Genomic DNA, 24,992 nt, shown 5'->3' on the forward strand with positions numbered 1-24,992 from the left:
GCAGCTGAGGCCCCGGCCACCCGTCTGAGTGGCTCGGATGAGTCGTTGGCGACAGCTCGCTGAGGGCGCGAACGCTCGTCAGTCGTCGACGACACTCACCAGCCGGAAGCGGCGAAAGCGTCCGGGAGGGCGGGCGGCGCAGGTCATCTGGCCGTCGACGGTGACCATCTCGGATCGCGCGTTGACGGTCACTGTCGAGCTTGCTTGGGGGCGGTCGGGCGGCTTCGAGGTGCCGGCGGCAGATGAGCTGGCGTTGGTGAGTGGAGGGTCACGACGTTGCGTTGAGATGGCGGCGTCGGGTGCCGGGGCGTCACTGGGCTGGGCGGAATCGCTGGCGGACGGTGTTTCGGGGGCGGCGGGCGTGGGGTCGTCGGCGCCTGTGGCGAGAGTGATGGACCAGTGGTCTGGGGATTCTTCGCGGACTGCGATTGGGCGGAGTGCGTCCAGAGACGAGGAGTGGCCGGTCTGTCTGGCGAAGTGTTGGGCGGCCTGGACCGGCGGGGGTAGCGCGCCTGAGCCTCGGTAGTACGTCGGGTTGATGAGGCGCTGGTCGTAGGCCTGGGCGAGCGGGACCGCTTGCTCGGCGGGGACGTGGCCGTAGAAGAGGCTGTGGGGGAGGAAGACGAGGTTGGCGGCGAAGCGGTCGCCGCCGATGTGGCTGCATTCCCAGGTTCGGTCGGGGTAGGCGGCGGTGAGGGCCGCGGCGGCCGGGCGGCCTCGGACGGCGCAGCAGGCGTCGTGGCGGCCGTGGGTGCAGATCAGGTAGATCGGGTCGGTGCTGGGGGTGCCGGGGTCGGCGCCGGTGAGGACGGACAGGAGGTGTTCGTCGGTGGGGAGTTCGCCGGTGCGGATGGATTCCTGGCCGGGGCGGGAGTCGACCAGGAACCAGCGGCGGGGGGTGTCCGCCGTCGCGCGGCCGTGCCGGCGGATGAGGACGGGGCGGCAGCGGAGTTTGGTGCAGAGTTGGGCGAGTTCGGTGGGGAGGTCGTCAGGAGAGGATGGCGGGAGGGCGTCGGGCGGCGTGGTGCGAGGCGGGATGGCGCGGGGCGGCGCGGTGCTACGCGGGTCCCGCTCGGGTGACTTGGAGCGGTGGAGGGCGGTGAGGGCCACACGGGGCCAGGGGGCGTTGAGTTCGATGAGTAGCCAGCGTTCGGCCGGTGGCGCGGAGGCGAACAGCTCGTCGCCTCGGCGTTCGGCGGAGGCTGCGCAGCCGGTTTCGGGGCGGTAGCGGGGCTCGACGGGCGAGCCCGACCGCTGGGGGGCGGCCGGGCTGGGCGGTGAAGTCGCGGTCCGTTCCGGGCGGAGCGGTTCGGGTGGGGTCACGTAGGGCTCTCGACGAGCACGGCTTCTGTCATGAGGCGTCGGGTGAGGACGACCTGGTCCTCAGGAGGCAGGCCCGGCAGGTCACCTACGGCGAACGGCGCACCGGAGCACGCCGCCGCGACCGCGGCCTCGGTCTCCGGCGGGAACGTGATCGTGCGGTCGGGCAGATGCAGGCGCACCGGATTGCCCGCAACCAAATGGTGCTTGAGGCCCGGGCGCACACGGAGCCTCGTACCGACTTTCAGATCGGCGATCGCCGCAGCGTGGGCCAGCGGGGCGAGCGGCGCCGGGCGGTTGCCGGACCAAGTACGGCGACGCAAGCGGTCGGCCAGGTCCTCGGCGGAGGCGGTGTTCAGGTGTTCGGCGAAGAGGGCCACGACCTTGTCGAGTTCGGGCGCGAGCTGAGCCGGGTCGCCGGGGTTGAACCCGAGCGGCAGGGCTGTGCGCAGCTCGACCTCGTTGGCGGCCAGCGCGGCGAGCTCCTGGATCAGCAGGTAGCGCGTCATCGTGTGCAGGCCGACTGTCAGGTGAGCGCTGACGCCGCCGAGTGCCTTCGCCGAGTGCAGGAACCCGCGCGGCACGTAGAGCGCGTCGCCGGGCCGCAGTACGGCGTCGACCACCGGCTGCTGCTCGCGCGCTGCGGCCGCTACGGCCTGGGAGTGGTCGGTCCAGGGCTGGTTGCGGAGCGGGTCGACATGAACGGGTTCGTGAACGGTCCAGTGCTTCTCACCCGCGGCCTGCAGCACGAAGACGTCGTGCACGTCGTAGTGCGCCGAGAAGCCCTGCGACTCCGGCGGCGTGACGTACGCGTTGATCTGGACCGGATGCCCGGCGTCGGACGACAGCTGCGTCGAGAAGTCGACCAGCGCGGGCCAGGTGCGGTGCAGTGCCTGCAGTACGACGGTGTGCCCGCTCGCGAACAGCGCGGCGACCTTGTCGTCGCGGACCTGGTCGCCGATCTCCGCACCGACCCCGCCGGAGCCGGTGAACTGGTTGTCGCCGACCACCGCGCCGTTCTTGGCGATGCGCAGGAACGGCGTACGGAGTCCTCGGCGGGACAGCAGCTCGTCGACCGCGGCGAGGCTGAACAGGTCGCCGAAGTCGGCATCAGCCGAGGAGTCAGCGGCCAGCTCTTCGCGGGGAGAGAGCAGCGCCCGGCGCCCCCAGTAGTGGCTCCCGAATTCTTCCAGGTCTCCGGCGACGCAGCGCCGGAGAGCCGGGCGGCTGTCCGGCAGCGGCCCGGTCTCCGGCACCGCGCTCACCGACTTCCGGAGCTTTCGCCGGCACCGCCGTCCGCGCCACCGTCGACCGCGTTCGGGTCGGCTCCGCCGTCCATCGGTCCCTCACCGCTACCGCCACCGGCACCGCTGTCGGCGCCACCGTCAGCACCGCCGTCGCTGACGCCCGGCGAGGCTCCGCCGTCCGCGGGACCTTCCGAACCGGCGCCACCGTCGGCACCACCATCGGTACCACCCGGCACCGCCCCGCCGTCGGCCGGGCCTTCGCCACCGCCCGCGCCACCGTCAGCGCCGCCGTCACTCACCCCCGCCGAGGCACCGCCGTCGGCCGGGCCCTCCTGCGAGCCGCCGTACCCACCGCCCGGCGTGGCCTGGTTACCGGCACCGCCGTCCGCACCGCCGTCGTTCGCACCAGGGGTCGCGCCCCCATCGGCCAAGCCCTCACCGTCGCCGGACGAGGTGGTCATGTCATCGTCGTTGAGACCCATGATGCTGCTCCTTTCGCGGGTACTTGTGTGCCCACCCTGTGCGCAAAGTCCAGCAGGGGTAAACCCCTGGGCGGATCACAAGCACCCGGCAGTTCGGCGGCGGTTCGCCGATGCCGCGACGGAGGTCAGCCGAGCACGTCCCACCAGACCTTGAGGAACGCGTCGGTCACCGGCTCCGGGCGTACGGCGATGCGCAGCCAGTCGGGGCCCAGGCCTGGAAAGGTGTCGCCGCGACGGACGGCGAAACCGCGCTGCCGCAGCGCCTCGCGGACACGGTCGGCGCCGTCGACACGGACGAGGACAAACGGTGCCCGCGGGACGCCGTACGACAGCGGCGTGGAGCCCGACGTCTCGCCGTACGGCGTGAGCAGGCCGGAGAGAAGGTGAGCGCGTTGCCTCTCGAAGTCCTCGGCGGCTTGGTGCGCTTCGGCTCCGGCGCGCGGGGTGCTGCAGGCGATCGCGGCGGCCAAGGCTGGGCTGGAGACCGGCCAATGCGGCTGTACGGCGGCCAACTGCTCGATCAGGTGCGGGGCGGCGACGACGTAGCCCACGCGAAGCCCGGCCAGCCCCCAGGTCTTGGTGAGGCTGCGGATCACGACGAGCCCCGGAATCGAGGCGGCGACGAGCGACTCGGGCTCACCCGGTACGGCGTCCATGAAGGCTTCGTCAACGACGAGGATGCGGTCCGGGCGGGCCAGCTCGCGCAAGGTGTCGGCGGGGTGCAGCACCGAGGTCGGGTTGGTCGGGTTGCCGATCACCACGAGGTCGGCGTCCGGCGGGACGCTCGACGGGTCGAGCGTGAAGCCGGTGTCCGGGCTGAGGACGACCCGGTCGACGAGGTGACCGGCCGAGCGCAGCGCCGACTCGGGCTCGGTGAACTGCGGATGCACGACAACAGCGTGGCGTGGCCGGAATGCGCGGGCGATCAGCACGAACGCCTCGGCGGCCCCGGCAGTCAGCAGGATCTTGCCGGCGTCGCAGTCGTGCCGGGCGGCCACGGCCGCGGTCGCTGCCTCGGTCCGCGGGTACGCCGCGAGGTCGGTGAGCCCGGCGGTGATCTCCTCGAGCAGCCACGGCGGCGGCGTCCCGGCGCGCACGTTGACGGCGAGATCCACCAGCCCGTCGCCGACTTCGAGGTCCCCGTGATGGTCCAGGTCGAATCCGTCCACAGCCACCCGAGGAGGCTAACCGCCGTCGGCCGTCGCCCGGGCACGTGCCCAAGGAGCGAGCGATCCGGCGACCCCCGCGAGCAGGCGCCGGATGCGGCACCATGGAGGTATGAAGATCGCCGTGGTGCAGGCCGCCAGTTCCGACGACAAGGCTGCCAACCGGGACGCCGTGGTGCGGCTGGTCGCGGAGGCGGCTGCGGCGGGGCCCGATCTGATCGTGTTGCCTGAGGCGATGATGGCCGACTTCGCGGTGGAGGGCGGCTCGGTGGGCCCGCTGGCGGAGGCGCTGGACGGCGAGTTCGTCAGCACGTTGCGCAAGTGCGCGCTCGAGCACGGGACGGCGATCGTGGCCGGGATGTTCGAGCGGAGCTGCGACGAGCACCGGCCGTACAACACCTTGCTGGCGGTCGGCGCGGACGGCGAACTGCTCGGCGCCTATCGCAAGATCCACCTGTACGACGCCTTCGGGTACCGGGAGTCCGACCAGCTGACGCCGGGGGACGTCGCGCCGGTGGTGGTGCGGATCGGCGAGTTCAAGTTCGGGCTGATGACGTGTTACGACCTGCGGTTCCCGGAGTTGTCGCGGGCGCTGGTCGATGCCGGCGCGGACGTGCTCGTCGTACCGGCCGCGTGGGTGCGGGGGCCGTTGAAGGAACACCACTGGACGACTCTGCTGACCGCTCGCGCGATCGAGAACACCTGCTACGTCGCGTCGGCGGCGCAGAACGGGCGGAAGTACTGCGGGCTCAGCCAGGTGATCGACCCGCAGGGCGTCGCGGTCGCGGCGGTCGGTGAGGCCGACGGATTCGCGACGGCGGAGCTGAAGGCCGAGCGGCTCGCGGAGGTGCGCAAGCGCAACCCGTCACTGGCGAATCGGCGGTTCACGGTGACGCCGCGCTGATGACCGGCGCCGCGCCGTTCGATGTCATCGTGCTCGCGGGCGGGGCGTCGCGTCGCTTCGGCGGCGTGGACAAGGCGATGCTCGTGCTCGAAGGGGTTTCCCTGCTCGATCGGGTGCTAGAGGCAACTATCGCCGCGGAGTCGACGGTGGTGGTCGGCCCGCGACGAGTGACGAGCCGGGCGGTGAACTGGACGCGGGAGGATCCACCGTCAGGCGGGCCGGTAGCGGGAGTCGCGGCAGGATTGGCATTCGGTACGGCGCCCGTCGTGGTGCTGGTGTCGTGCGATCTCCCCTGGTTGACGAAGGACGACGTGACGACCCTGGTCGACGGCATCGGCGAGTACGACGGCTACGGCCTGCGCGATCTTGGGGGCCGAGAGCAACCACTTGTCGCGGCGTACCGTCGGGAAGCGTTGACGGCGGCGTTCCAGGCAAGACAAGACCCCAGGGACCAGCCGCTGCGCACGACGTTGGCCGGATTGACCATGCACTGGAGCGAGCCGACGCAGGCCGGTCGAGATGTCGACACGTGGGCCGATCTCGACGATCCCATCCCCGGCGAATAAACCGGTCGCTCATCAGTCGGCCGGCACCTACCGTGACCCGATGGATCATGACGTGGCGGCAATGATGCGCAAAGCCTTGCCGGAGTGGACGATCGCGGAGATCCTGCCCCGATCGGGTGGTCAGTTGGCGACCGTCTTCGAGGTACGCCGCGCCGACGGCGCCGCGGTGATCGTCAAGGTCTACGCCCCGGAATGGGCCTGGAAGCAGGCCAAGGAGGTCTACGTCTACGGGCTGCTGGAGCCGTCACTGAAAGACCTGGTGCCGGCGGTGATCCACGCCGAGCCCGCTGGTGAGACGCACGCGTTCACCGTGTTGTCGATGGTCGACGGCGTGCCGTTGTCGGAGATCACGCCGCCGGATTACCGGCCGATCTACGAACAGGCCGGGGCGTTGCTCGCGAAAATCCACCGGATCCGGCAGCCGGCGTACGGGTATCTCACCGATCAAGTGCTCGAGCCGCTGCCGTCCAACGACTTGTACATGCGGCGGCAGTTCGCGAAGAAGCTCGACGAGTTCCAGGAGCTCGGCGGCGATCCCGCACTGCACGCGCGGATCACCCGGTACGTCGCCGAGCATCCCTTCCCGGCCGACACACACCCGGTCCTCTGCCACAACGACTTCCACGAAGGCAATCTGCTGGTCGACCCGGAGACCTGGCGGCTCACCGGGATCATCGACGTCGAGAACGCGATCGCCGCCGACCCGCTGATCGATCTCGCGAAGGTGCAGTACTACTCGATCAAGGACGACGGCGCGAAGCTCGAAGGCCTGCTCACCGGGTACGGCGAATTGCCGGCCGGCTGGGAGCAACGTGCCACCGGCTACCGCCTGTACCACGCGCTCGAACTATGGGACTGGTTCAAGCTGATAGGCGTCATCGATCCGCTGGAGTCGATCGCCGGCGACCTGGCGGACATCGTGGGGACGGCCGGAGCCGACGCAGTACGGTGAGTCGTATGCGAGCTGTCGTGTGTGAAGGTGCCGGTGGCGTCGAGGTCCTGACGATCGGCCAGATCGAAGATCCGACACCGAACGTCGACGAGGTGGTCATCGACGTCGTCGCGGCCGGGGTGAACCGCGCAGACCTGCTGCAGCGCCAGGGGCACTACCCGCCCCCGCCCGGCGCGCCCGGCACGATCGGGCTCGAGGTCTCCGGCCGCATCGCGGCGGTCGGTTCGGAGGTCGAGGGCTGGTCGGTCGGCGACGAGTGCTGCGCCTTGCTGGCCGGCGGTGGCTACGCCGAGAAGGTCGTCGTGCCCGCGCCGCAGGTGATGCCGGTGCCCGACGGTGTCGACCTGATCAGCGCCGCCGCCCTGCCCGAGGTGGTCGCGACGGTCTGGTCCAACGTGTTCATGACCGCGCACCTCAAGGACGGCGAGACCCTGCTGGTGCACGGCGGCGCGTCCGGGATCGGCACGATGGCGATCCAGCTCGCGGTGGCGCACGGCGCGCGGGTGCTCTGCACGGTCGGCAGCGCGGACAAGATGGAGTTCTGCACCCGGCTCGGCGCGGACGTCGCGATCAACTACAAGGAAGCCGAGTGGGCTTCGGTGGTGCGCGAGGCGACCGGCAAGGCCGGGGCCGACGTGATCCTCGACATCATCGGCGCGAAGTACCTCACCGACAACGTGAAGTCGCTCGCCGTCGACGGCCGGATCGTCGTGATCGGCATGCAGGGCGGCGTGAAGGGCGAGCTGGACCTCGGCCGGCTGCTGGCCAAGCGCGGCACGATCACCGCGACCGCTCTGCGCAGCCGCTCGGTCGAGGACAAGGGCCGGATCGTGGCCGAGGTCGTCGGGCACGTCTGGCCGCTGGTCGAGGCGAAGAAGGTCCGCCCGATCGTGCACGCGACGTACCCGCTGGAGGAGGTCGCGAAGGCGCACGAGGCGCTCGAGCAGTCCACCCAGAGCGGCAAGATCCTGCTGACGCTCTGACGCGGCTCACCTTTCCCGCAGCGTCCGAAGAACCGAGCGCTATAGCCTCGGGTTCTTCGGACGCTGCCGTACGGCGGGGCGGCTCACGACGGCGTGTGGGCGGCGAGCCACTCCGGGTCGGGCGCGACCAGCTGGATGACGTGCAGCCAGGTGCCCTCGGGATCGCGGACGTAGAAGTGCCGCTGACCCCACGGCTCGGTGACCACCTCGGAGGCCAGCTCGACGCCGGCCTCGGTCAGCCGCGCGGCCAGCTTGTCCGCGTCGTCGACGACGAAGCCGAAGACGTTCGAGCTCTCGGTGGTGGCCGAAACCGCGGCCGGGACCGAGGAGTGGCCGCGCTCGCAGATGGCCAGCTCCCAGGACGCGTCGCCCCGACGCAGGCAGACGAACCAGCCGAGATCGACGGTGATGTCCAGATCGAAGTGCTCCGCGTAGAAGGCGGCGACCTTCGCGGGGTGGGCGGTGACGACAGTGGCTCCGAAGGCGGCGGGTTGCATACGCTCTCCTGACTACTACAGCTGTTGTGGTTGAGTACGACATTTGTAGTGGACGACTGCTAGGCTTGTCAACATGCCCCGGAATCCCGAACGCCGCGCCCAGCTCACCGACGCCGGCCTCGCCGTCCTGGCCGAGGCCGGCGCCCGCGGCCTGACCCACCGTGCCGTCGACGCCGCCGCCGGCCTTCCCGCCGGCACGGCGTCCAACTACTTCCGCACCCGCGACGCCCTGCTCGGCGCGCTCGGCGAGCGGATCTTCGAGCGGCTCGCCCCCACCGCGGAGCGGCTGGAACCGCTGGCCGCGCGCGAGCCGTCGGTCGAGCTCGTCGTCGACTACGTGCGCTACATCGTCGAGCGACTGCTCGGGCAGCCCCAGCTCCCGCTCGCCCTGTTCGAGCTGCGCCTGGAAGCCGCGCGCCGGCCGGAGCTGCACGAGATCCTCACCCGCACGCTGCGGCAGGGCTTCGACGCCGACGTCTCGTTCCACGTGAACGCCGGACTGCCCGGCGGCGCGGAGGAGGTCCGCCTGCTGCACTTCGCGGTCGACGGCCTGGTCCTCGACCGCCTCACTCCGGGCATCGGCCATCCGTACGACGTCGACGGCGCGGTCGCCCAGCTGGTCCGAAGGCTGACGCGTAAGGATTGATCGGCGCCCACCCAGCCTGCGCGCCACATGCTTCCCGTGGTTCGTTCCGCCGATCGGCCCACATGTCGTTGCCAAGGGCTACCGTCAGGAGTGTGACTGGGGAACGACGGCGCGGAGCCCACGTGCTGGACGCGGTGCTCGACGTGATCGCCGAGCGCGGCCTGGAAGCCGCGACGATGCGAACCGTCGCGGCGGCGGCCGGGGTGTCGCTCGCGCAGGTGCAGTACTACTTCCGCAGCAAGGACGAGTTGGTCGCGTCCGCGTTCCGGCACGTCAGCGAGCGGTTCGACGAGAAGCTGGCGACGGTCGACCTGTCCGGCCCGCCGCGCGAGGTCCTGCGCGAAGCGCTCCAGCTCTGGCTGCCACTGGACGACGAGCGCGCCTGGGACGCCAGGGTCTGGCTGGCCTTCAGCGCCGCGTCGGTCACCTCACCGGCCCTCGCGGCGATCGCCGCGGCGACCGACGCCGAGCTGCGGGTCGCCTTCGCCCGACTGCTCGACGCCGCGATCGCGGACGGCGACCTGGCCGAGGTGGCCGACACCGAGACGGAGGCGGCCCTGCTGCTCGCCGTACTGGACGGGTTGGTGGTTCAGGGGCTCACGCTGCCGGCCGAGCAGCGCGCGCCGTTCGTGACGCAGTCCCTGAATGCCCATCTGGGCAGACTTTTCGCCTGAAACGTTGCCCTATACATCTACTGTCCTGACGTCCCACCGGCCGCACAGGCAGCGGCGGTAGACGACGAAGCCGGTGCTGACACGGTGGGACGACGCCACCCGCCAGCGATGCCGGTGGACTTCTGGTCTCGTGGTCATGGGCTCATCGTGATGTAATGGCATTATGCATCTCAACCCTTACGGCGCCGACGCCGTGCTGCTGGCCGTGAACCTGGCCACGAACCCGCCCTCCACTCCGGAGGAGCTGGCCGCGCGCTGCGTGGAGAACAAGGTCGACAGCAGCCACGTCCGCGACGGTCTGGTCACCGAGGACGACCTCGCCGCCGTCCGGGTCGCGCTGGACGAGTGGCTCACTGTGGTCGACGCGACCGACGAGCAGAAGCGGGTCGACCTGGTGAACGAGATGCTCGCCAAGTACACCGCGCACCCGCGCCTGACCAACCACGCCGGCACCGGGTGGCACATGCACTACCGGCCCGAGGAGGTCCCGGTCGGCCGCCTGGTCGCAACCCTGATCAGCACCGGTACGGCGCTGCACCTGGCCGGCCGGGGCATCTCCCGGCTCGGCCGCTGCGCCACCGAGGGCTGCGGCAACGTGTACGCCGACCTCTCGCGTGGCGGTCGTCAGCGGTACTGCAGCCCGGCCTGCTCCAACCGCGACGCCGTCCGGCGGCACCGCGCCCGGACCGCCTGACGGTCCGTTCGGCCGCTCCCTGGAGAACCGCGCCCACCCGCCTTCTAGGATGGGAAGATGAGCGAGGAGAGCAGCAACGAGGGCCAGCAAGTCCCGATGGCGGGGGCGCGGACCGAGGACGGCAAGATCCTGATCGTCGGCCCGGACGGGATGGCCGTCGAAGGGCCGCCGCGCGACGCGAACGACGACAACGACGAGCCGAACGACGAACCACGCTCGGTGACCGAGCTGGTCGAGCAGCCGGCCAAGGTGATGCGAGTCGGGAACATGATCCGCCAGCTGCTCGAAGAGGTGAAGGCTGCGCCGCTCGACGAGGCGTCCCGGCAGCGGCTGAAGGCGATCCACGCGGCCTCGATCAAGGAGCTGGAGAGCGGCCTGGCGCCGGAGCTGGTCGAGGAGCTCGAGCGGCTGAGCCTCGACTTCGCCGACGACAGCACGCCGACCGAGGCCGAGCTGCGGATCGCGCAGGCTCAGCTGGTGGGCTGGCTGGAGGGCCTGTTCCACGGCATCCAGACGGCGTTGTTCGCCCAGCAGATGGCGGCCCGTCAGCAGCTCGAGCAGATGCGCCGCGCGCTGCCGGGCGGTCAGCAACTGCCCGAGGGCGGCCAGTTCCCGGGTGCGCCGCAGGCCAACGGCAACACCGACGGCCCGGGCAGCGGCGGGATGTACCTGTAGCAAGTCAGAGACTGAACAACTCCTCGAGGACGGTGGCGACACCGTCCTCGTCGTTTGCCGGGCAGACGTGGTCGACGACCGCGAGCACCTCGGGGTGCGCGTTGGCCACGCCGTACGACGTACCGGTCCAGGCGAGCATCGGCAGGTCGTTCAGCGAGTCGCCGAAGCTGATCGTCTCGGCGGCCGAAATTCCTTGTTCGGCGGCGAAATCGGCCAGCATCGCGGCCTTCGACACCCCGCTCGCGGCGATCTCCACCAGACCGGTTCCGCCGCTGTGGCTGGCGGCCACCCGCTCCCCCACGATCGGCGTGATCCGCGCCAGCAACTCGTCGGAGTGCAGACTCCGGTGCCGGACCAGCAGCTTCGCGGCCGGCTCGGCGAGCAACTCGTCGAGCGCGGCGATCAAGGTGTCGTCCGGCCGGGGCCAGCGGTTCAGGTAGTGCGGTTCCTGTCCGTAGCGGTTCGGTCGCTCAATGGCGAACTCGACCTCCGGCACCGCGTCGCGGATCGCCTGCGCCACCTCGAGCGCGACGGCCGGCGCGATCAGTCTGGTCCGAATCGCCTTGCGCTGTACGACGTCGTACAAAATGGCGCCGTTGGCAACGATTGCGACGCCGTGCGCGCCGACCAGGTCGGACAGGTCGTGCAGCCAGCGCGGCGGCCGGGCGGTGACCATCACGAAGACGGCACCGGCCTCCTGGATCGCGAGCACGGCCTGCTGGGTGCGGGGGGAGATGGTGGAGTCACTACGGACCAGCGTGCCGTCCAGATCGGTGGCTACCAGGCGGGGTGTTCTGCGGTCTGACACCCGCCTACCGTAACGGTTCACGGAAATGCCCTTTACCCTCTCGCCGTCTCATCGCGCAACCACCTGGAGACCGTTTTCCGGGCAATCTGGTTCACCATTGAACAACGTCACCAGACCGTTACGGCAGGATGCTGCAAAGGCAGCGAGTTCCCCTGCGCCGCAGGGTTTGCGCATGATTTCATGCGGAGGCTGGCGGGGAACCAGGGGCGGTTCGCGCGCGTCGTACGCCTTGTTCCGGATCATCGGATCCGGTCCGACCCACGCCGGAAGAACGTCGAAGAACTGGTGCGGAATTGGGTGCAACCAAAACCGGATCGGTGGCGTCAAGAGTTATGGATCGGTGCGCCGTAGCGCCGGACAAACAGGGGTGGGTCGGCAATGAGTGTCGGTCCGTCAGCTAGTGGGCTCGGATGTTCGATCGGGATTCACCGCTCGTTCACACGGGTCCTGGAACTTGGGGAGCCACGATGACTGTCAACACCGCCAACCCACCGGGGACCCGGTCCGCCCGTGCGGCTGTCGACACATCTTCCATCATGGAAGGGGCCATGACCGGCTGCATCGCACGAACGGATATTTTCCAGCACCGCCTGCTGGAGGAGCCGCCGCCCGCGTCGGCGACCCGCCGGACCAGGGAGCGCTACGACCAGCTGGTCCGGGAAGCCAAGACGGTCTGCGCTTCCTGCCCGCTGTTCACCGACTGCCTGTACAGCGCGGTGGCCGAGCACGACGTCAGCGGCTTCGTCGCGGGAACCACCGCGGCACAACGCCGCTCCATGCGGAACCTGCTGGACGTCGAGGTCCAGCCCGACGACTTCGACCAGCTCGCCGGGGCCCGCGGGACCCGGCGGCCGGTCAGCCACGAAGAGGTCCTGCGACTGCGGACCCAATACCCCAACGACAGCCTCGAGTCGCTGGCCATGCGCCTGGGATGCTCGCTGTCGACCGTGAAACGCCATCTGCGCAGGGCCCGGCGCGGTCAGAGCCCGGCCACCAAGGCACCGCGACCCCGTCCGGAGGTCGACGCCGTCCTGGACGCGTTCGACGCCGTGGTGGACCAGGCCTGCCCGGCACCGCGCAGAACCACCCGCGTCGCCTGACCCGGCTTTCGGCCCGCCGGCGGACTGCCGGTCACAGCAAAGGCCCGGAAACCCCGCCACTGCAGGGATTCCGGGCCTTTTGGTTGCCGCGGTGAACTATTTCGTCCAGCCGCAAAGGCTCGACGGCCTCAGAACCACCGGTTGAGCAGGGCGGCCACGCCGTCGTCCTGGACCGACTTGGTCACCTCGTCGGCCGCGGCCTTCACCTCGTCCGGCGCCGCACCCATCGCGACGCCGAGACCGGCGTACGTCAGCATCTCGATGTCGTTGCGGCCGTCGCCGACCGCGAGCAGGCCGGCCGGGTCGACGCCGAGCTTCGTCAGCGCCACCTTCAGGCCGGTGCTCTTGTCGACGCCTTCGGGTGCGATGTCCAGCCACGCGGTCCAGCCGACGAAGTAGCTGACCCCGTGCAGGCCCAGGCGTTCGGCGAGCTCGACGAAGTCGGCCTCCGAGGCCTCGGGGTCGCGGATGATCAACCGGGTCACCGGCTCCGGCGCCAGCTCGGCGTCGGACACCACCCGGATCGCGTCGCCGCCCAGATCGCCGTCCGGGAACGGCTCGGTCACCCGGTAGCCGCCGTCGTGCTCCTCGACCGCCATCCGCGCGTTCGGCGCGTGCTCGCGGACCGAGGCGATCACCGTCGCGGGATCGAACGTACGCTCGTCGACGACCTCGCCGTCCGGATAGCTCATCGTCCGCGCACCGTTGCTCACGACAACAAATCCGCGCTGCAGCCCGAGCACCTCGGCGACCGGCACGGTGGACATCCACGACCGGCCGGTGGCCAGGATCACCGGCACCTGTGCCGCGGCCCGGCCGACGGCGTCGACCACCGCTTCGGAGATCCGTTCGTCGTGGTCGACCAGGGTGCCGTCGATGTCGAGGGCGACGGCCTGCGGCCGCCAGCCGTCGGCCGACGTCATCCGCGAACCGGTTCGATGACCTCGCGGCCGCCGACGTACGGGCGCAGCGCCGCCGGGACCCGGACCGAGCCGTCGGGCAGCTGGTGCGTCTCGAGGATCGCGACGATCCACCGGGTGGTGGCCAGCGTGCCGTTCAGCGTCGCGACGTGACGGGTCTTGCCGTCGGCGTCGCGGTGCCGGATGTTCAGCCGGCGGGCCTGGTAGTCGGTGGTGTTGGACGTCGAGGTGAGCTCGCGGTAGGCGCCCTGGGTCGGCACCCACGCCTCGCAGTCGAACTTCCGGTACGCCGAAGCGCCCAGGTCACCGGTCGCGGTGTCGATCACCCGATAGGCCAGTTCCATCTTGTCGAGCATCTCCTTCTCCCAGCCCAGCAGCCGCTGGTGCTCGGCCTCGGCGTCCTCGAGGCTGCAGTAGGAGAACATCTCGACCTTGTCGAACTGGTGGACGCGGATGATCCCGCGGGTGTCCTTCCCGTACGAGCCGGCCTCGCGGCGGTAGCAGGACGACCAGCCGGCGTACCGCATCGGGCCGCCTGACAGGTCGATGATCTCGTCCATGTGGTACCCGGCCAGCGACACCTCCGACGTCCCGACCAGGTAGAGCTCGGGCTCCTCCAGGCGGTAGACGTCGTCGTGGGCGTTCAGGTAGCCGGTGCCGTCCATCACCTCGGGCTTGACCAGCGTCGGCGTGATCATCGGGGTGAAGCCGTACTCCACCGCCTGGTTGATCGCGAGCTGCAGCATGCCGAGCTGGAGCTGGGCGCCGACGCCCTTGAGGAAGTAGAACCGGGCGCCGGACACCTTCGCGCCGCGCTCCATGTCGATCGCGCCGAGCAGCTCACCGAGCTCCAGGTGGTCGCGCGGCTCGAAGCCCTCCGCGGCGAAGTCGCGCGGCTTGCCAATCTCCTCGACCACCACGTAGTCGTCCTCGCCGCCGACCGGAGCCTCGTCGGAGACCAGGTTGGGCAGCGCGCGGGACAGCTGGTCGAAGCGGCGCTCGGCCTCGTTCGCCGTCGCCTCCAGGGCCTTCACCTCGGCGGCCAGCGCCTTGGTCCGCTCCAGCAGCGCGGTCCGCTCGTCGCCCTTGGCCTGCGCGACCTGCTTGCCGAGCCCCTTCTGCTCGGCCCGCAGCGCCTCGAAGGCGGCGATCGACGATCGGCGCTCCCCGTCGGCCACCAGGATCTCGTCGACCCGGGCCGGACTCTCGCCGCGCTTGGTCAGGGCCGCACGGACGACATCGGGGTTCTCACGGAGCACTTTGGCATCGATCACACGCTCAGGTTAATGCCTGGTGTCCGGGAGCAGGTGTGCAGCTCCGGTGTCCAGGTGGGTGCATCGCAAGGCGGAGGAGGGGAGCGATGCGGAGCATCGTGACCCGACGACAACGCAGCGAGGTGCCCGCCTGGGCGCCGGAGATGTGCGCCTGGTCCCGGACACGAGGCATTTGTCGGGGCGTGTCATGAACGCGGAATTTTATTCGGGATGATGAGCTTGCACCAGCCGGACGGTCGGTCGATTACGGAGGGGGTCACGGGCGGGCGATGAACCACCATCCACCCAGTCACCTCGGCCGTGCGGTCACGGTCGTGCTGGGTGCGGTCCCGTTCATCGTGATCACGCTGCTGGTCTTCGGCGACTGGCCTCCGCTGCGCCGCTGGGACGAGTCGGTGGCGGCCCGCGCCGCGGCGTACGGCGCCACGCGGCCGGCCTGGGTGGACTTCTGGCAGGTGATGGGCGCGGTGATCCTGCCCTGGACCTGCCGGGCGATCGTCCTCGGCGTCGCGCTCTACCTGTGGCACCGCCGGGCCCGCCTGCTGACGGTCTGGCTGCTCGTCTCGGCGGGCGCCGAGCTGGGCCTGGTCCAGGCGGTCAAGCACACTTTCGACCGTTCCCGGCCGCTCGAGAGGCTGGTCGAGAACGACAGCTGGTCGTACGTGTCCGGCCACGCCACGGCCGCCTTCGTGATGGCCGGGGCACTCGGCGTGGTGCTGCCGTCGGTGCGCGGCTGGCGGCGCCGGTTCCGGTTCCTCGTACTGCTGCCGACGATCGCGGTCGTCCTGCTCGCCTCGGCGGACCGGATCTTCCTGAACGTGCACTACGTGTCCGACGTGCTCGGCGGATGGGCGCTCGGCCTGGCCATCCTGACCGCGACGTCGATCGGCTTCGGCCTGCGCCCGGGACTGCGCCGGCGCCGCCGTCGCACCAGTACGGCGGACGACCCCGGCCTGCCGCCGCCACGGGCCGCCGTGATCGTGAACCCGATCAAGGTCGGCGACGGCGTCGCGTTCCGGCGCAAGGTGAACCGCGCGCTGGCGATCCGGGGCTTCGACGACCCGCTGTGGCTGGAGACCCGCGAGGACGACGCGGGCAACGCGATGGCCAAGCGCGCGATCGAGAACGAGTCCGACCTGGTCCTGGTGGCCGGCGGCGACGGCACGGTCCGGGTGGTCACCGCCGCGCTCGCCTACACCGCGACCCCGGTCGGGGTGATCCCGGCCGGCACCGGCAACCTGCTCGCCCGCAACCTGCACATCCCGCTCGACCTGGACGACGCGCTGGAGCGGATCCTGGACGGCCGGGAGCGCCGGATCGACCTGGTCAAGGTGCACGGCGACGGGCTGGACACCGACCGGTTCGCGGTGATGGCCGGGCTCGGCCTGGACGCCGCGATCATCACCGGGGCGCCGCCGATCCTGAAGGCGCAGCTCGGCTGGACGGCGTACCTGGTGTCGGCGGCCAAGAACATCAACCACCCGTCGGTGAAGGTCCGGATCGCGCTGGACGACGAGGAGCCGATCGAGCGCCGGGTCCGGACCGTGGTGATCGGCAACGTCGGGATGCTGCAGGCGAACATCCCGCTGCTGCCCGACGCCCGGCCCGACGACGGCTTGATCGACGTCGTCGTGATCGCGCCGCGCCGGGTGACCCAGTGGCCGGTGCTGTTCTGGCGGGTGATGACCCGGACCAAGCGGACCGACATGTACCTGGAGCGCTTCACCGGGCGGAAGGTGGAGATCACCGCCGCGGTCGACGTGCAGCGGCAGCTCGACGGTGACGGGATCGGGCCGGGCCGCTCGCTGTCCGCCGAGGTCGAGCCGGGAGCGCTCGTCGTACGGGTCCCGAAGCGGCGCTGAGACCGCCGGGCCGGTGCAGCCGGGCTCAGGCCTGTGGCTCGGGCGTCTCCGGCGCGGCCTGCTTGCGCAGCGTCTCGAGGGCTTCCTCTTCCTCCGGCGACAGCTTGACCTCGCTCTCGAACGCCTTGACCTCCTTGGCGTAGGAGCGGGCGTCGTTGCGGCTGTTGATCGAGGTCAGGACGACGCCGTCGCCGTTGTCGTCCAGCAGCGCCACCGACCACGACATGCGGCCGCCCATGTCACCGAAGGCGTCGTACCGGACGACGGCCAGGTGCTGCAGGTTCTGCCGTAGCTGGGTGCGGGCGTCCTGCAGTTCCTTGCCCAGCCGGCGCAGCTCGGCGCCGACCGTGCCCGGCTTGGGCTCCGGCAGCGGGGGCGGCTCCGGCATCGGCGGTGGCGCCAGTGGCGCCGCGTCCTTGCTCTGCCCACGCAGCGCCTGGACGGCGAACACGAGGGCGAGCACCGCCACGAAGAGTGCGGCGATCGCGAAGACACCGGCTAACGTCGAGGACACGCTCGCAGCCTAACGGTTGAGTGGTGTGCCGGACGCTCTCCGTGTCCGCGTGGCTCAACCGGCGGCCTCGAATCGGCGGAACGCGGTGGGGCGACGTAGATTCGCAGCGTGACTCATCAGCCTGATCCCGGACCTCTGCCCGGCGTGCACGATCTCGGTTACGCCCGGCTCGACACCGATCGACTGGAGCGCACCGGCGACGCCGAGGTGGTGTACGGCGCGGGCAAGACGCCGGCCCAGATCGTCGAACTGCTGCGCACCCTGCACGCCACCCACGACGGCCGCGCGGCGCTCGCGACCCGCCTGTCGCCGGAAGCCCAGGAGCTCGTCAGCTCCCAACTGCCCGACGCGGTCGTCGACCCGGTCGGCCGTACGGCGATGCTCGGCACGCTGCCGCCCGCGAGCGGCACGGTCGCCGTCGTCTCCGCCGGTACGTCGGACGCGCCGGTCGCCGCCGAAGCCGCGACGACGGCCCGGGTGTTCGGCGCCGGGGTCGACCTGATCACCGACGTCGGCGTGGCCGGGCTGCACCGGATCCTCGGGGTCCGCGAGCGGCTGGCGAACGCCGACTGCCTGATCGTGGTCGCGGGCATGGAAGGCGCGCTGCCGAGCGTGGTCGGTGGGCTGACCGGCGTACCGCTGGTCGCCGTACCGACGTCGGTGGGCTACGGGGCCTCCTTCGGTGGGGTCGCGGCGCTGCTCGGCATGCTCAACTCGTGCGCTCCGGGGGTGACGGTGGTGAACATCGACAACGGATTCGGAGCCGGGGTGTTCGCGGCCCGGGTCGCGCGGCGCGCGGCCCCGGCGGAGGTGAAGGCACCGTGAGAGTCGCCTGGATCGACTGCTCGGCCGGCGCGTCCGGCGACATGCTGCTCGGCGCGTTCCTGGACGCCGGCGCCGACCTGGCGACGGTGAACGCTGCCGTGGCGGCGGTCGACCCGTCGCTGTCGGTGCGGGTGGAGTCCGCGCTTCGGCACCAGATCGCCGCGACCAAGGCGTCGGTTTTCGTCGACGAGCAGCCGCACCCGGAGAACGACCCGAACGCGGCGTACGCGGAGATCGCTCCGGCGGGCGACGCCGGGACGGAGCCCGCCGAGGCGGGCCATGGGCACGGGCACGGGCACGGGCACGGCGAGTCCGAGCACGACGGCACCGGGCACGGCCACGGGCATGGACACGGGCACGGCGAATCCGAGCCGGACGGCGCCGGGCACGGCCACGACGCCGCGCCGGGTCAGCCGACCCGGAGCTGGGCCGAGGTCCGGCGGGTGATCGAGGGCGCCGGGCTGGACGCGGCCGTCCGGGACCGGGCGCTCGACACCTTCGCCCGGCTGGCGCGCGCCGAGGCCGCGGCGCACGGGGTGGAACCGGACGACGTGCACTTCCACGAGGTCGGCGCGCTGGACGCGATCGCGGACATCGTCGGCGTCGCGGCCGCTTCGGTGTCGCTCGAGCTGGACCGGATCGTGGTGTCGACGATCGCGCTGGGCGGCGGCCGGCAGGTCCGCGGCCAGCACGGCGGGATCCCGATTCCCGGCCCGGCGGTGCTGCACCTGTTGCGGGAGGCCGAAGCGCCGGTGGTCGGCGGCTCCGCGCCGTACGAGATGACCACGCCGACGGGCGCCGCCCTGCTGGCGACGCTGGCCGACGAGTTCGGACTGATGCCGCCGGTGCGGATCCTGCAGACCGGGGTCGGCGCCGGCGGGCGCGACCCGATCGAGGTGCCGAACATCGTCCGCGTGGTGATCGGCGAGTCGATTGCCCAGCCCGCGACCGAGCTGGTCTACGAGACCAACGTCGACGACCTCGACCCGCGGATCTGGCCGCAGGTGCTCGCGCGCCTGCTGCAGGCCGGAGCGGCGGATGCCTGGCTGACCCCGATCCTGATGAAGAAGGGCCGTCCGGCGCACACGCTGTCGGTGCTGGTCAGCAGCCCGAACGCCGAGGTGGTCCGGTCGGTCATCCTGACCGAGACGTCCGCGATCGGGCTGCGCGAGTTCCCGATCCTCAAGCACGCCGCGGACCGCGAGTTCGCCAGCGTCGAGGTCGGCGGCCAGCGGATCCACGTCAAGATCGCCCGGTACGGCGGTCAGGTGGTCAACGTGCAACCCGAGTACGAGGACGTCGTCACCGCGGCCACCGCGCTCGACAAGCCGGTCAAGTCGGTACTGGCCCAGGCCATCGCCGCCGGCCACGACCTCTGGGGCTGATCGCCCTCCCCGGGCGATTTGGTGGGCGGGGCGATTTGGTGGGTCAACCCACCAAATCGCCCGTTGGCCCATCCGATTTCGGTTGGCCAACGGGTCAACTGCTGGGTTCACCCACGAAATGACCCCGGGGGGGTGCGGCGGGGCGTGGTCAGCGGCCGGAGTACGGCGGGGCGAAAAAGACGAGCAGGGCCAGGTCCTCGGTGACGTCGGCGAAGTGGTGCGGCTCCCCGGCCGCCACGAACAGCACGTCGCCGGGGCCGACCGGCTCTTTCCCGTCGGGCGTCACGATCGCGGCCCGGCCGGACGTCACCACGTAGATCTCGTCCTCGCGGTGCGGCGCCTGGTCGTCGACGCCGCCGGCCGGGATCGAGTACGTGCCGACCGACAGCGACTCGGTCCGCAGGTGCTCGGCGAAATGGTTCGGCTGCGCGCTCTGGTACTGCCCTGCCCCCACAAGCTTCTGCATCCGGCAGACACTAGGCCTTCTGCGCGTCCTTCGTCTTGCGCTTCGGCCAGTCGTACGGCCACCACTGAGCGCCGCCGCGCCGGGCCCACACGATCAGCGCGATCAGCACCGCGAGCTCGACCGCCGGGGTGACGGTGTCGCGCAGCCGGGTGCTGAACCACTCCAGCGAGTCCGACAGGGAGGCCGCGACCTGTCGCGCGTTCGGATCGCGGCCGGGTACGTAGGCGATCGCGAGCATCGTCGTCCGGATCACCATCAGCTTGTCGACCTTCGACGCCGCGACCGCGGCCAGTGCGGTCCACGCGATCAGGTCGTACCAGGGCAGCGTGTACATCGCGGTCAGCAACCAGGCGACCGCATAGATAGCGGTGTAGCGGATCGCGGCCGGCGTCGGGTCGTCCGGATGGGTCTGCGGGACCAGCGACTTCGGGAACACCTGCGACAGCAGGATCGCGACGATCACCAGCCCGACCCAGGCGAGGATCCCGATCACCGTCCGGACCAGCGCGCCGGGCAGGAACAGGTCGAACAGGCTGAAGATCACCTTGTGCGGCGTACCGGTCGAGATGAACGACGTCTGGGACCGAGCCTGCTGGAAGGCCTGCAGGCCGACCACGGCGTACAGGCCGGCCATCGCCAGGCCGCCGCCGAGGCAGAACATCAGCGCGCGGCGCCGGTCGGCCCGCAGCGACCAGAGCATCGCGACGCCGACCAGGCCGATCGAGAGTTTGGTGCACCCGGCGACGCCGAGCATGATGCCGGCCGCGAACACGTGCCGGCGGAACAGCACCAGCGCGATCACCGCGAACATGACCGCGATCGCGTCGTTGTGCGCGCCGGCCAGCACCGTCCACAGCAGCAGCGGGTTGGCCAGCGCGAGCATCGCGACCCGGCGGCGGTTCACCAGGTCGGGCCCGACCAGCTTGAGCAGGAGCAGGCCGGAGACGACCAGGCTGACCGCGACCGTCAACTGCAGCATCCAGACGGTCAGCTGCATCGAGTCGCCGCCGACCCAGGAGGAGAACCACTGGATCCAGGTGGCGATCGGGCCGTAGACGCTGCGCGCGCCCTGCCAGGGCCGCTCGGTGGCCGCGATCACCGGGTCGTACCCGAGCCGGATCGTGTCGGCCGGCGCTGTCGTGTACGGATTGCCGCCGAGCGACATGATCCGTCCGTACGCCGCGTAGATCAGCACGTCGCCGGACGCCATCGGCGGGACCAGCGTGATCGCCGCCGTCGTACCGATGCCTAGGGCAACCAATCGCTGAACCCGCGGGGCCCAGCCGTGGCGTAGCGCGCGGGTGGCCAGGAAAACGCCGTAGCCGCCGAGCAGGATGGCGACGTAGATCATCACCGTCACCAGCCAGTCGTTCGGCGTGGTGTCGAACCAGTACGACGGCAGCCAGGCGTGCCGGTTGGTCAGCGTCAGCACGACCACGGACGGTCCGAGCAACCCGACCGCGACGATCAGCGCGGTGGAGACGAGGTAGAGCCCGACCGCACGGCGGCCGTCACGATCAGCACGAACCTTCGCTTGGTCGTCTGTTGAAGTGCTCTGTTCGGTGCTCATCGGGCCGGCTTCCGCGCGGGCAGCGCGCTGCGGGCGGCCAGCGCCCGGCGGACGTGCAGGAACTGGCGGCCCCGGTGCAGCTGGCCGCGCAGATCGGTCCCGGTGGCCCGGTGCCGGACGTCGATCGGTACCTCGACGATGCGGAAACCCTTGCGTCCCAGATCGATGCTCAGCGCGGTCTCCACGCCGAACCCGCTCGCCAGCGGCAGCGCCGCGTCGAAGGCCGCGCGGGTCAGACATCGCTGACCGGACAACGGCTGCTCCGGCGCCCATCCAGTCGCCTGAGCGATCCCGTCCCGCGCCAGCCGGACGACGAACCCGCGCCCGCCGGCCTTGCTGCCGTCGGCGCGGATCTGCGCCGGCAACGTCCCGATCGTCATGTCGGCCTGTCCGTCCTGCACCGGTTCGATCAGCGGCTCGGCACCGGTCGCCGTGTCGGTCAGGTCGGCGTCCAGGAACAGCAGGTGCCGCGCGCGAGCCCCGTCGCGCCGAGCGACCTCCGCGGCGCCGGTTTCCATCGCCGCGGCCTTGCCCCGGTTGCGATCGTGCCGGACGACCACCGCACCGGCCCGCTCGGCCTCCTGCGCGGTGGTGTCGGTGGACCCGTCGTCGACCACGACGACCAGGTCGACACCGACGATCTTGCGGACGGCGTCCACGGTGGCCGCGATCCGCGCGGACTCGTCCTTCGCCGGAATCACGCAGGCGACACCGCGCTGCTGCTCGACCGACGGCTGATCATTCCCGGACACAGCACCGCAGCCTAATTGCTCCTGAGCCGATCGCCGCCCTCCGCACCCACCGGCTGTGGACATCTCGTTCTTTCGAAGGATCGGCTCCGGTTGGCGTTCGGCGCCAGATTGTCGGACAATCAGACAGATTCGTTCTTCCGTACGGCGGGCACCGGGCTGCCGTAGCGTGGACGGCACCGGGAACTGCGACGAGAGGGACTGGCATGACTGAGACGTATGGCGTCGACAGCGAGGTCGGCCCGCTGCGCACGGTGATGCTGCACCGGCCGGGCAACGAGCTGCGCCGGCTGACCCCACGCAACAACGACAAGCTGCTCTTCGACGGCATCCCCTGGGTCGGCCGCGCGCAGGACGAGCACGACGCGTTCGCCCAGGCGCTGCGCGACCGGGACGTCGAGGTGCTGTATTTGGGCGAGCTGCTGACCGAGGCGCTCGCCGATCCCGAGGCCCGGGCCACCGCGGTCTCCGGCGCCATCGAGGATCTCCGGCTGGGCGACACCCTGCGCGACTACCTGCGCGCTGCGTTGACGGCGCTCGACTCCGAGCAGCTCGCCGAGGCCCTGATGGCCGGTGTCCGCAACGACGAGGTCCGGGCCGGCGGACTGGTCACGTCGTTGCTGGCCGACGAGGACTTCCTGATCGACCCACTGCCGAACCTGCTGTTCACCCGCGACTCCAGCGTCTGGATCCGGGACTCGGTCGCGGTCACCTCGCTCGCGATGCCCGCGCGGGTCCGCGAGACCCAGCTGACCGAGCTGATCTACCGCTTCCACCCGCGCTTCGCCGGCGCCGGCAAGGTGTACGACCACCAGCTCGAGCACGTCGAGGGTGGCGACGTGCTCGCACTCGGCCCCGGCGTACTGGCGGTGGGGGTCGGGGAACGGACCACGCCGGCCGGGGTGGAGCGGCTCGCGCGCCGGGTGTTCGCCAAGGACCTCGCGCACACGGTGCTCGCCGTACCGATCGCTCAGCAGCGCGCCACCATGCACCTGGACACGGTCTGCACGATGGTCGACGTCGACGCGGTCCTGATGTACCCGAACATGGCCGAGGAGATGCGGGCGCTCGCGGTCACCGCCGACGGGGAGCACCTGCACGTGGCCGAGCCCGAGCCGTTCCTGGTCGCCGCGGCCAAGGCGCTCGGGATCGACACCCTGCGCCGGATCGACACCGGCCTGGACCCGGTCACCGCCGAGCGCGAGCAGTGGGACGACGGCAACAACACCCTCGCGCTCGCGCCGCGGGTCTGCATCGCCTACGAGCGGACCGTCGAGACCAACGCCCGGCTGGAGGAGTCCGGCATCGAGGTGATCCGGATCTCCGGCTCCGAGCTGGGCTCCGGCCGCGGCGGCCCGCGCTGCATGTCCTGCCCGGTGCTGCGCGCCCCGATCGTTGGTTGAAGGCGCAAGTAAGGTCAGCGACACGCGGAGTGAAATCGGGGGTTGTCGAGGGGCCCGGTTGTGAGTACTCTTCATGCCTAGGCCCAGGCCCTGTTGCTCCCCCGTCAGCAGGACTTGGGCCGTCCACGTACGAAGGACCCCGCACCGTTCGGTGCGGGGTCCTTCGTTTGTCCGGCGGGAGTGCGGACCGGGTCCGGGGACCTCGGACAGGAAATACCGTGTCCGAGGTCCCGCCGGCGTGTACGAAGTTGCGCGAACCGGTCCGAAGTCCCGCGGACGTGCCCGGGGTCCCGGCTGTGCGCAGGTCAGCGGATGGTGAGCTGGCGGCTGGCCAGTCCGGCCTTGGCCGCGCGCTCCTCGGTGCTGAGCAGGGTGCTGGTCTTCAGCGCCTTGTCGAGCGCGGTCTGGAAGTCCGCGGCCGGCTTCTCCAGGTCCGCGGCCTCGGTGTCGGCCGGCAGCTCCCACACCGGCGCGAGTACGCCGAGCGCCCGGAACGAACCGATCAGCCGGCTGCCGTCGACCAGCGCCGACGATCCGGCCGCGTGCAGCCGGGCCAGCGCGTTCAGCAGGTCGTCCTCGCTGTGCGGCATCACCCAGCGCAGGTACCGGCGGTCACCGATCTGCGTCCAGTACGCCGCCTCGACGGACTCCAGCCGGACGGTCGGGGCCGCGGCCTGGTTCGCCCGCTCGAGCCCCGCGGCGACCTCGCCGGTCGGGTCCTCGACGTTCTCGCCGACCCAGAAGTCGAAGCCCTCGTGCACCTTGGCGACGATCGGCTGCGTGGTGTCGATCAGGTCCTGCAGGCGCGGGCCGTCCTTGAGCAGGTCGCCGAGCTGAATCGGGTTGCCCGGCTCGGTCGCCAGCGCCGCGGTGATCGCGTGCGCGACGTCGCGGCTCGGGTCACCGGTCGAGGCGTGCGTCTGCAGGCCGATCCAGATCGACTCGTCGTCGCGGACCAGGCCCGGCATCGCCATCGGCAGCAGCGTGACCAGGTTGATCTTCTTGCCCTTGTGCTCACCGGCCAGCGTCACCTCCGCCGTACCGGCGGGGACGATCTCGCGGAAGGCGATCAGGTCGCACTCGGCCGGCAGGCCCTCGAACGGCCGGACCACGAACGCGTCGGCGGCCTGTGCCCGGTCCTTGCCATGGCACTGCTTGAACCGCTTGCCCGAACCGCACGGGCAGGGCTCCCGCGGTCCGACGTCGGCCAAGTCGGCCGGGTCGAGTTCGACGGTCGTCGTGTTCTTGGCGCGGTTGCGCGACTTCTTTCCCATGGCCGCAGTCTTGCAGGATCTGCCCGCTCGGGGTTA

The 24,992-nt window shown here is 70.8% G+C and carries 26 protein-coding genes; 13 read left to right on the top strand and 13 right to left on the bottom strand.

Going from position 1 to position 24,992, the window contains the following annotated elements; all coding sequences use genetic code 11:
• Positions 1-78 precede the first annotated feature (78 nt).
• The 4 genes from BWI15_RS31400 to cobC all read right to left on the bottom strand — a co-directional run bounded on the left by BWI15_RS31400 (position 79) and on the right by cobC (position 4,224).
• Positions 79-1,323 carry a sucrase ferredoxin gene (locus BWI15_RS31400; protein WP_083751124.1) on the bottom strand — a complete coding sequence of 415 codons (1,245 nt, stop codon included), beginning with the start codon at positions 1,321-1,323 and terminating at the stop codon, positions 79-81.
• Complete coding sequence (locus BWI15_RS31405) at positions 1,320-2,576, bottom strand: cupin domain-containing protein (protein WP_237771541.1); 1,257 nt, start codon at positions 2,574-2,576, stop codon at positions 1,320-1,322. Before BWI15_RS31405 ends, BWI15_RS31400 begins: the two co-directional genes overlap by 4 nt.
• 5 nt (positions 2,577-2,581) lie before the next feature.
• On the bottom strand, positions 2,582-3,049 hold the full coding sequence (locus BWI15_RS31410) for a BatC protein (protein WP_077018139.1): 468 nt from the start codon (positions 3,047-3,049) through the stop codon (positions 2,582-2,584).
• 125 nt (positions 3,050-3,174) lie between these two features.
• Positions 3,175-4,224, bottom strand: a complete 1,050-nt coding sequence (cobC, locus tag BWI15_RS31415; protein ID WP_077018140.1) for an Rv2231c family pyridoxal phosphate-dependent protein CobC — start codon at positions 4,222-4,224, stop codon at positions 3,175-3,177.
• A gap of 103 nt (positions 4,225-4,327) precedes the next feature.
• Here cobC and BWI15_RS31420 point away from each other — a divergent pair, with 103 nt between their 5' ends.
• The 4 genes from BWI15_RS31420 to BWI15_RS31435 are packed head-to-tail and all read left to right on the top strand — an operon-like array spanning position 4,328 to position 7,620.
• A complete protein-coding gene (locus BWI15_RS31420) occupies positions 4,328-5,119 on the top strand; it encodes a carbon-nitrogen hydrolase family protein (protein WP_077018141.1) in 792 nt (263 codons plus the stop codon).
• Complete coding sequence (mobA, locus tag BWI15_RS31425) at positions 5,119-5,685, top strand: molybdenum cofactor guanylyltransferase (protein ID WP_077018142.1); 567 nt, start codon at positions 5,119-5,121, stop codon at positions 5,683-5,685. Before BWI15_RS31420 ends, mobA begins: the two co-directional genes overlap by 1 nt.
• Before the next feature lie 40 nt (positions 5,686-5,725).
• Positions 5,726-6,637, top strand: coding sequence for a phosphotransferase family protein (locus BWI15_RS31430; protein WP_077018143.1), 912 nt, complete (start codon positions 5,726-5,728; stop codon positions 6,635-6,637).
• 5 nt (positions 6,638-6,642) lie between these two features.
• Positions 6,643-7,620, top strand: a complete 978-nt coding sequence (locus tag BWI15_RS31435) for an NAD(P)H-quinone oxidoreductase (RefSeq protein WP_077018144.1) — start codon at positions 6,643-6,645, stop codon at positions 7,618-7,620.
• A gap of 83 nt (positions 7,621-7,703) precedes the next feature.
• Here the strand turns inward: BWI15_RS31435 and BWI15_RS31440 are convergent, their stop codons facing one another.
• Positions 7,704-8,117, bottom strand: coding sequence for a VOC family protein (locus BWI15_RS31440; protein WP_077018145.1), 414 nt, complete (start codon positions 8,115-8,117; stop codon positions 7,704-7,706).
• Positions 8,118-8,190: 73 nt separating this feature from the next.
• Here BWI15_RS31440 and BWI15_RS31445 point away from each other — a divergent pair, with 73 nt between their 5' ends.
• From BWI15_RS31445 to BWI15_RS31460, 4 genes are all read left to right on the top strand, one after another.
• Positions 8,191-8,763 carry a TetR/AcrR family transcriptional regulator gene (locus BWI15_RS31445; RefSeq protein WP_077018146.1) on the top strand — a complete coding sequence of 191 codons (573 nt, stop codon included), beginning with the start codon at positions 8,191-8,193 and terminating at the stop codon, positions 8,761-8,763.
• Positions 8,764-8,855: 92 nt separating this feature from the next.
• Positions 8,856-9,437: a TetR/AcrR family transcriptional regulator gene (locus BWI15_RS31450; protein ID WP_077018147.1), complete on the top strand. Its 582-nt coding sequence runs from the start codon at positions 8,856-8,858 to the stop codon at positions 9,435-9,437.
• A gap of 163 nt (positions 9,438-9,600) precedes the next feature.
• The gene (locus BWI15_RS31455; protein ID WP_077018148.1) at positions 9,601-10,131 is read left to right on the top strand and encodes a CGNR zinc finger domain-containing protein; all 531 of its coding nucleotides are present in this window, start codon (positions 9,601-9,603) and stop codon (positions 10,129-10,131) included.
• 57 nt (positions 10,132-10,188) lie between these two features.
• The gene (locus BWI15_RS31460; RefSeq protein ID WP_193432206.1) at positions 10,189-10,806 is read left to right on the top strand and encodes a bacterial proteasome activator family protein; all 618 of its coding nucleotides are present in this window, start codon (positions 10,189-10,191) and stop codon (positions 10,804-10,806) included.
• A 4-nt stretch (positions 10,807-10,810) separates the two neighbouring features.
• Here the strand turns inward: BWI15_RS31460 and BWI15_RS31465 are convergent, their stop codons facing one another.
• The gene (locus tag BWI15_RS31465; protein ID WP_077018149.1) at positions 10,811-11,614 is read right to left on the bottom strand and encodes an HAD family hydrolase; all 804 of its coding nucleotides are present in this window, start codon (positions 11,612-11,614) and stop codon (positions 10,811-10,813) included.
• Positions 11,615-12,162: 548 nt separating this feature from the next.
• Between BWI15_RS31465 and BWI15_RS31470 the strand changes: the two genes are divergently transcribed.
• Positions 12,163-12,714: a WhiB family transcriptional regulator gene (locus BWI15_RS31470; RefSeq protein WP_237771542.1), complete on the top strand. Its 552-nt coding sequence runs from the start codon at positions 12,163-12,165 to the stop codon at positions 12,712-12,714.
• A 128-nt stretch (positions 12,715-12,842) separates the two neighbouring features.
• Here the strand turns inward: BWI15_RS31470 and BWI15_RS31475 are convergent, their stop codons facing one another.
• Together BWI15_RS31475 and serS are read right to left on the bottom strand one after the other, a co-directional pair.
• Positions 12,843-13,637: an HAD family hydrolase gene (locus BWI15_RS31475; protein WP_077018151.1), complete on the bottom strand. Its 795-nt coding sequence runs from the start codon at positions 13,635-13,637 to the stop codon at positions 12,843-12,845.
• A complete protein-coding gene (gene serS, locus BWI15_RS31480; protein ID WP_077018152.1) occupies positions 13,634-14,908 on the bottom strand; it encodes a serine--tRNA ligase in 1,275 nt (424 codons plus the stop codon). Before serS ends, BWI15_RS31475 begins: the two co-directional genes overlap by 4 nt.
• Positions 14,909-15,177: 269 nt before the next feature.
• Here serS and BWI15_RS31485 point away from each other — a divergent pair, with 269 nt between their 5' ends.
• On the top strand, positions 15,178-16,770 hold the full coding sequence (locus BWI15_RS31485; protein ID WP_077018153.1) for a diacylglycerol kinase family protein: 1,593 nt from the start codon (positions 15,178-15,180) through the stop codon (positions 16,768-16,770).
• Positions 16,771-16,795: 25 nt separating this feature from the next.
• On the opposite strand, the gene BWI15_RS31490 is transcribed toward BWI15_RS31485, so the two are convergent.
• Positions 16,796-17,284 (bottom strand): DUF4446 family protein, encoded by a 489-nt coding sequence (locus tag BWI15_RS31490; protein WP_077018154.1) that lies wholly within the window; start codon positions 17,282-17,284, stop codon positions 16,796-16,798.
• A 108-nt stretch (positions 17,285-17,392) separates the two neighbouring features.
• Here BWI15_RS31490 and larB point away from each other — a divergent pair, with 108 nt between their 5' ends.
• Together larB and larC are read left to right on the top strand one after the other, a co-directional pair.
• On the top strand, positions 17,393-18,109 hold the full coding sequence (larB, locus tag BWI15_RS31495; RefSeq protein WP_077018155.1) for a nickel pincer cofactor biosynthesis protein LarB: 717 nt from the start codon (positions 17,393-17,395) through the stop codon (positions 18,107-18,109).
• On the top strand, positions 18,106-19,494 hold the full coding sequence (gene larC / locus BWI15_RS31500) for a nickel pincer cofactor biosynthesis protein LarC (protein WP_077018156.1): 1,389 nt from the start codon (positions 18,106-18,108) through the stop codon (positions 19,492-19,494). Before larB ends, larC begins: the two co-directional genes overlap by 4 nt.
• 148 nt (positions 19,495-19,642) lie before the next feature.
• Here the strand turns inward: larC and BWI15_RS31505 are convergent, their stop codons facing one another.
• From BWI15_RS31505 to BWI15_RS31515, 3 genes are read right to left on the bottom strand one after another with little or no spacing between them, the layout of a single operon-like run.
• Positions 19,643-19,960, bottom strand: coding sequence for a cupin domain-containing protein (locus tag BWI15_RS31505; protein ID WP_077018157.1), 318 nt, complete (start codon positions 19,958-19,960; stop codon positions 19,643-19,645).
• A gap of 10 nt (positions 19,961-19,970) precedes the next feature.
• Positions 19,971-21,530, bottom strand: coding sequence for a DUF2029 domain-containing protein (locus BWI15_RS31510; protein WP_077018158.1), 1,560 nt, complete (start codon positions 21,528-21,530; stop codon positions 19,971-19,973).
• Entirely contained in the window at positions 21,527-22,282 is a 756-nt protein-coding gene (locus BWI15_RS31515; protein ID WP_077018159.1) for a glycosyltransferase family 2 protein, read from the bottom strand. Before BWI15_RS31515 ends, BWI15_RS31510 begins: the two co-directional genes overlap by 4 nt.
• Positions 22,283-22,485: 203 nt before the next feature.
• On the opposite strand from BWI15_RS31515, the gene BWI15_RS31520 reads away from it, so the two are divergent.
• On the top strand, positions 22,486-23,682 hold the full coding sequence (locus tag BWI15_RS31520) for an arginine deiminase (protein WP_077018160.1): 1,197 nt from the start codon (positions 22,486-22,488) through the stop codon (positions 23,680-23,682).
• 305 nt (positions 23,683-23,987) lie between these two features.
• Here BWI15_RS31520 and BWI15_RS31525 read toward each other — a convergent pair whose 3' ends face one another.
• Positions 23,988-24,956 (bottom strand): DUF5926 family protein, encoded by a 969-nt coding sequence (locus tag BWI15_RS31525; protein WP_077018161.1) that lies wholly within the window; start codon positions 24,954-24,956, stop codon positions 23,988-23,990.
• Between the last annotated feature and the right edge of the window lie 36 nt (positions 24,957-24,992).

Origin of the sequence: Kribbella sp. ALI-6-A, assembly GCF_001984195.1 — a bacterium.
In the GTDB taxonomy this organism is placed as follows: domain Bacteria; phylum Actinomycetota; class Actinomycetes; order Propionibacteriales; family Kribbellaceae; genus Kribbella.

What these genes read in the sequence shown, in the direction of transcription:
- BWI15_RS31410 (WP_077018139.1), bottom strand. Translation starts at nt 3,049, where the DNA reads ATGGGTCTCAACGACGATGACATGACCACCTCGTCCGGCGACGGTGAG.
- BWI15_RS31420 (WP_077018141.1), top strand. Translation starts at nt 4,328, where the DNA reads ATGAAGATCGCCGTGGTGCAGGCCGCCAGTTCCGACGACAAGGCTGCC.
- mobA (WP_077018142.1), top strand. Translation starts at nt 5,119, where the DNA reads ATGACCGGCGCCGCGCCGTTCGATGTCATCGTGCTCGCGGGCGGGGCG.
- BWI15_RS31430 (WP_077018143.1), top strand. Translation starts at nt 5,726, where the DNA reads ATGGATCATGACGTGGCGGCAATGATGCGCAAAGCCTTGCCGGAGTGG.
- BWI15_RS31435 (WP_077018144.1), top strand. Translation starts at nt 6,643, where the DNA reads ATGCGAGCTGTCGTGTGTGAAGGTGCCGGTGGCGTCGAGGTCCTGACG.
- BWI15_RS31440 (WP_077018145.1), bottom strand. Translation starts at nt 8,117, where the DNA reads ATGCAACCCGCCGCCTTCGGAGCCACTGTCGTCACCGCCCACCCCGCG.
- BWI15_RS31445 (WP_077018146.1), top strand. Translation starts at nt 8,191, where the DNA reads ATGCCCCGGAATCCCGAACGCCGCGCCCAGCTCACCGACGCCGGCCTC.
- BWI15_RS31455 (WP_077018148.1), top strand. Translation starts at nt 9,601, where the DNA reads ATGCATCTCAACCCTTACGGCGCCGACGCCGTGCTGCTGGCCGTGAAC.
- BWI15_RS31460 (WP_193432206.1), top strand. Translation starts at nt 10,189, where the DNA reads ATGAGCGAGGAGAGCAGCAACGAGGGCCAGCAAGTCCCGATGGCGGGG.
- BWI15_RS31470 (WP_237771542.1), top strand. Translation starts at nt 12,163, where the DNA reads ATGACCGGCTGCATCGCACGAACGGATATTTTCCAGCACCGCCTGCTG.
- BWI15_RS31475 (WP_077018151.1), bottom strand. Translation starts at nt 13,637, where the DNA reads ATGACGTCGGCCGACGGCTGGCGGCCGCAGGCCGTCGCCCTCGACATC.
- BWI15_RS31485 (WP_077018153.1), top strand. Translation starts at nt 15,178, where the DNA reads ATGAACCACCATCCACCCAGTCACCTCGGCCGTGCGGTCACGGTCGTG.
- BWI15_RS31505 (WP_077018157.1), bottom strand. Translation starts at nt 19,960, where the DNA reads ATGCAGAAGCTTGTGGGGGCAGGGCAGTACCAGAGCGCGCAGCCGAAC.
- BWI15_RS31510 (WP_077018158.1), bottom strand. Translation starts at nt 21,530, where the DNA reads ATGAGCACCGAACAGAGCACTTCAACAGACGACCAAGCGAAGGTTCGT.
- BWI15_RS31520 (WP_077018160.1), top strand. Translation starts at nt 22,486, where the DNA reads ATGACTGAGACGTATGGCGTCGACAGCGAGGTCGGCCCGCTGCGCACG.
- BWI15_RS31525 (WP_077018161.1), bottom strand. Translation starts at nt 24,956, where the DNA reads ATGGGAAAGAAGTCGCGCAACCGCGCCAAGAACACGACGACCGTCGAA.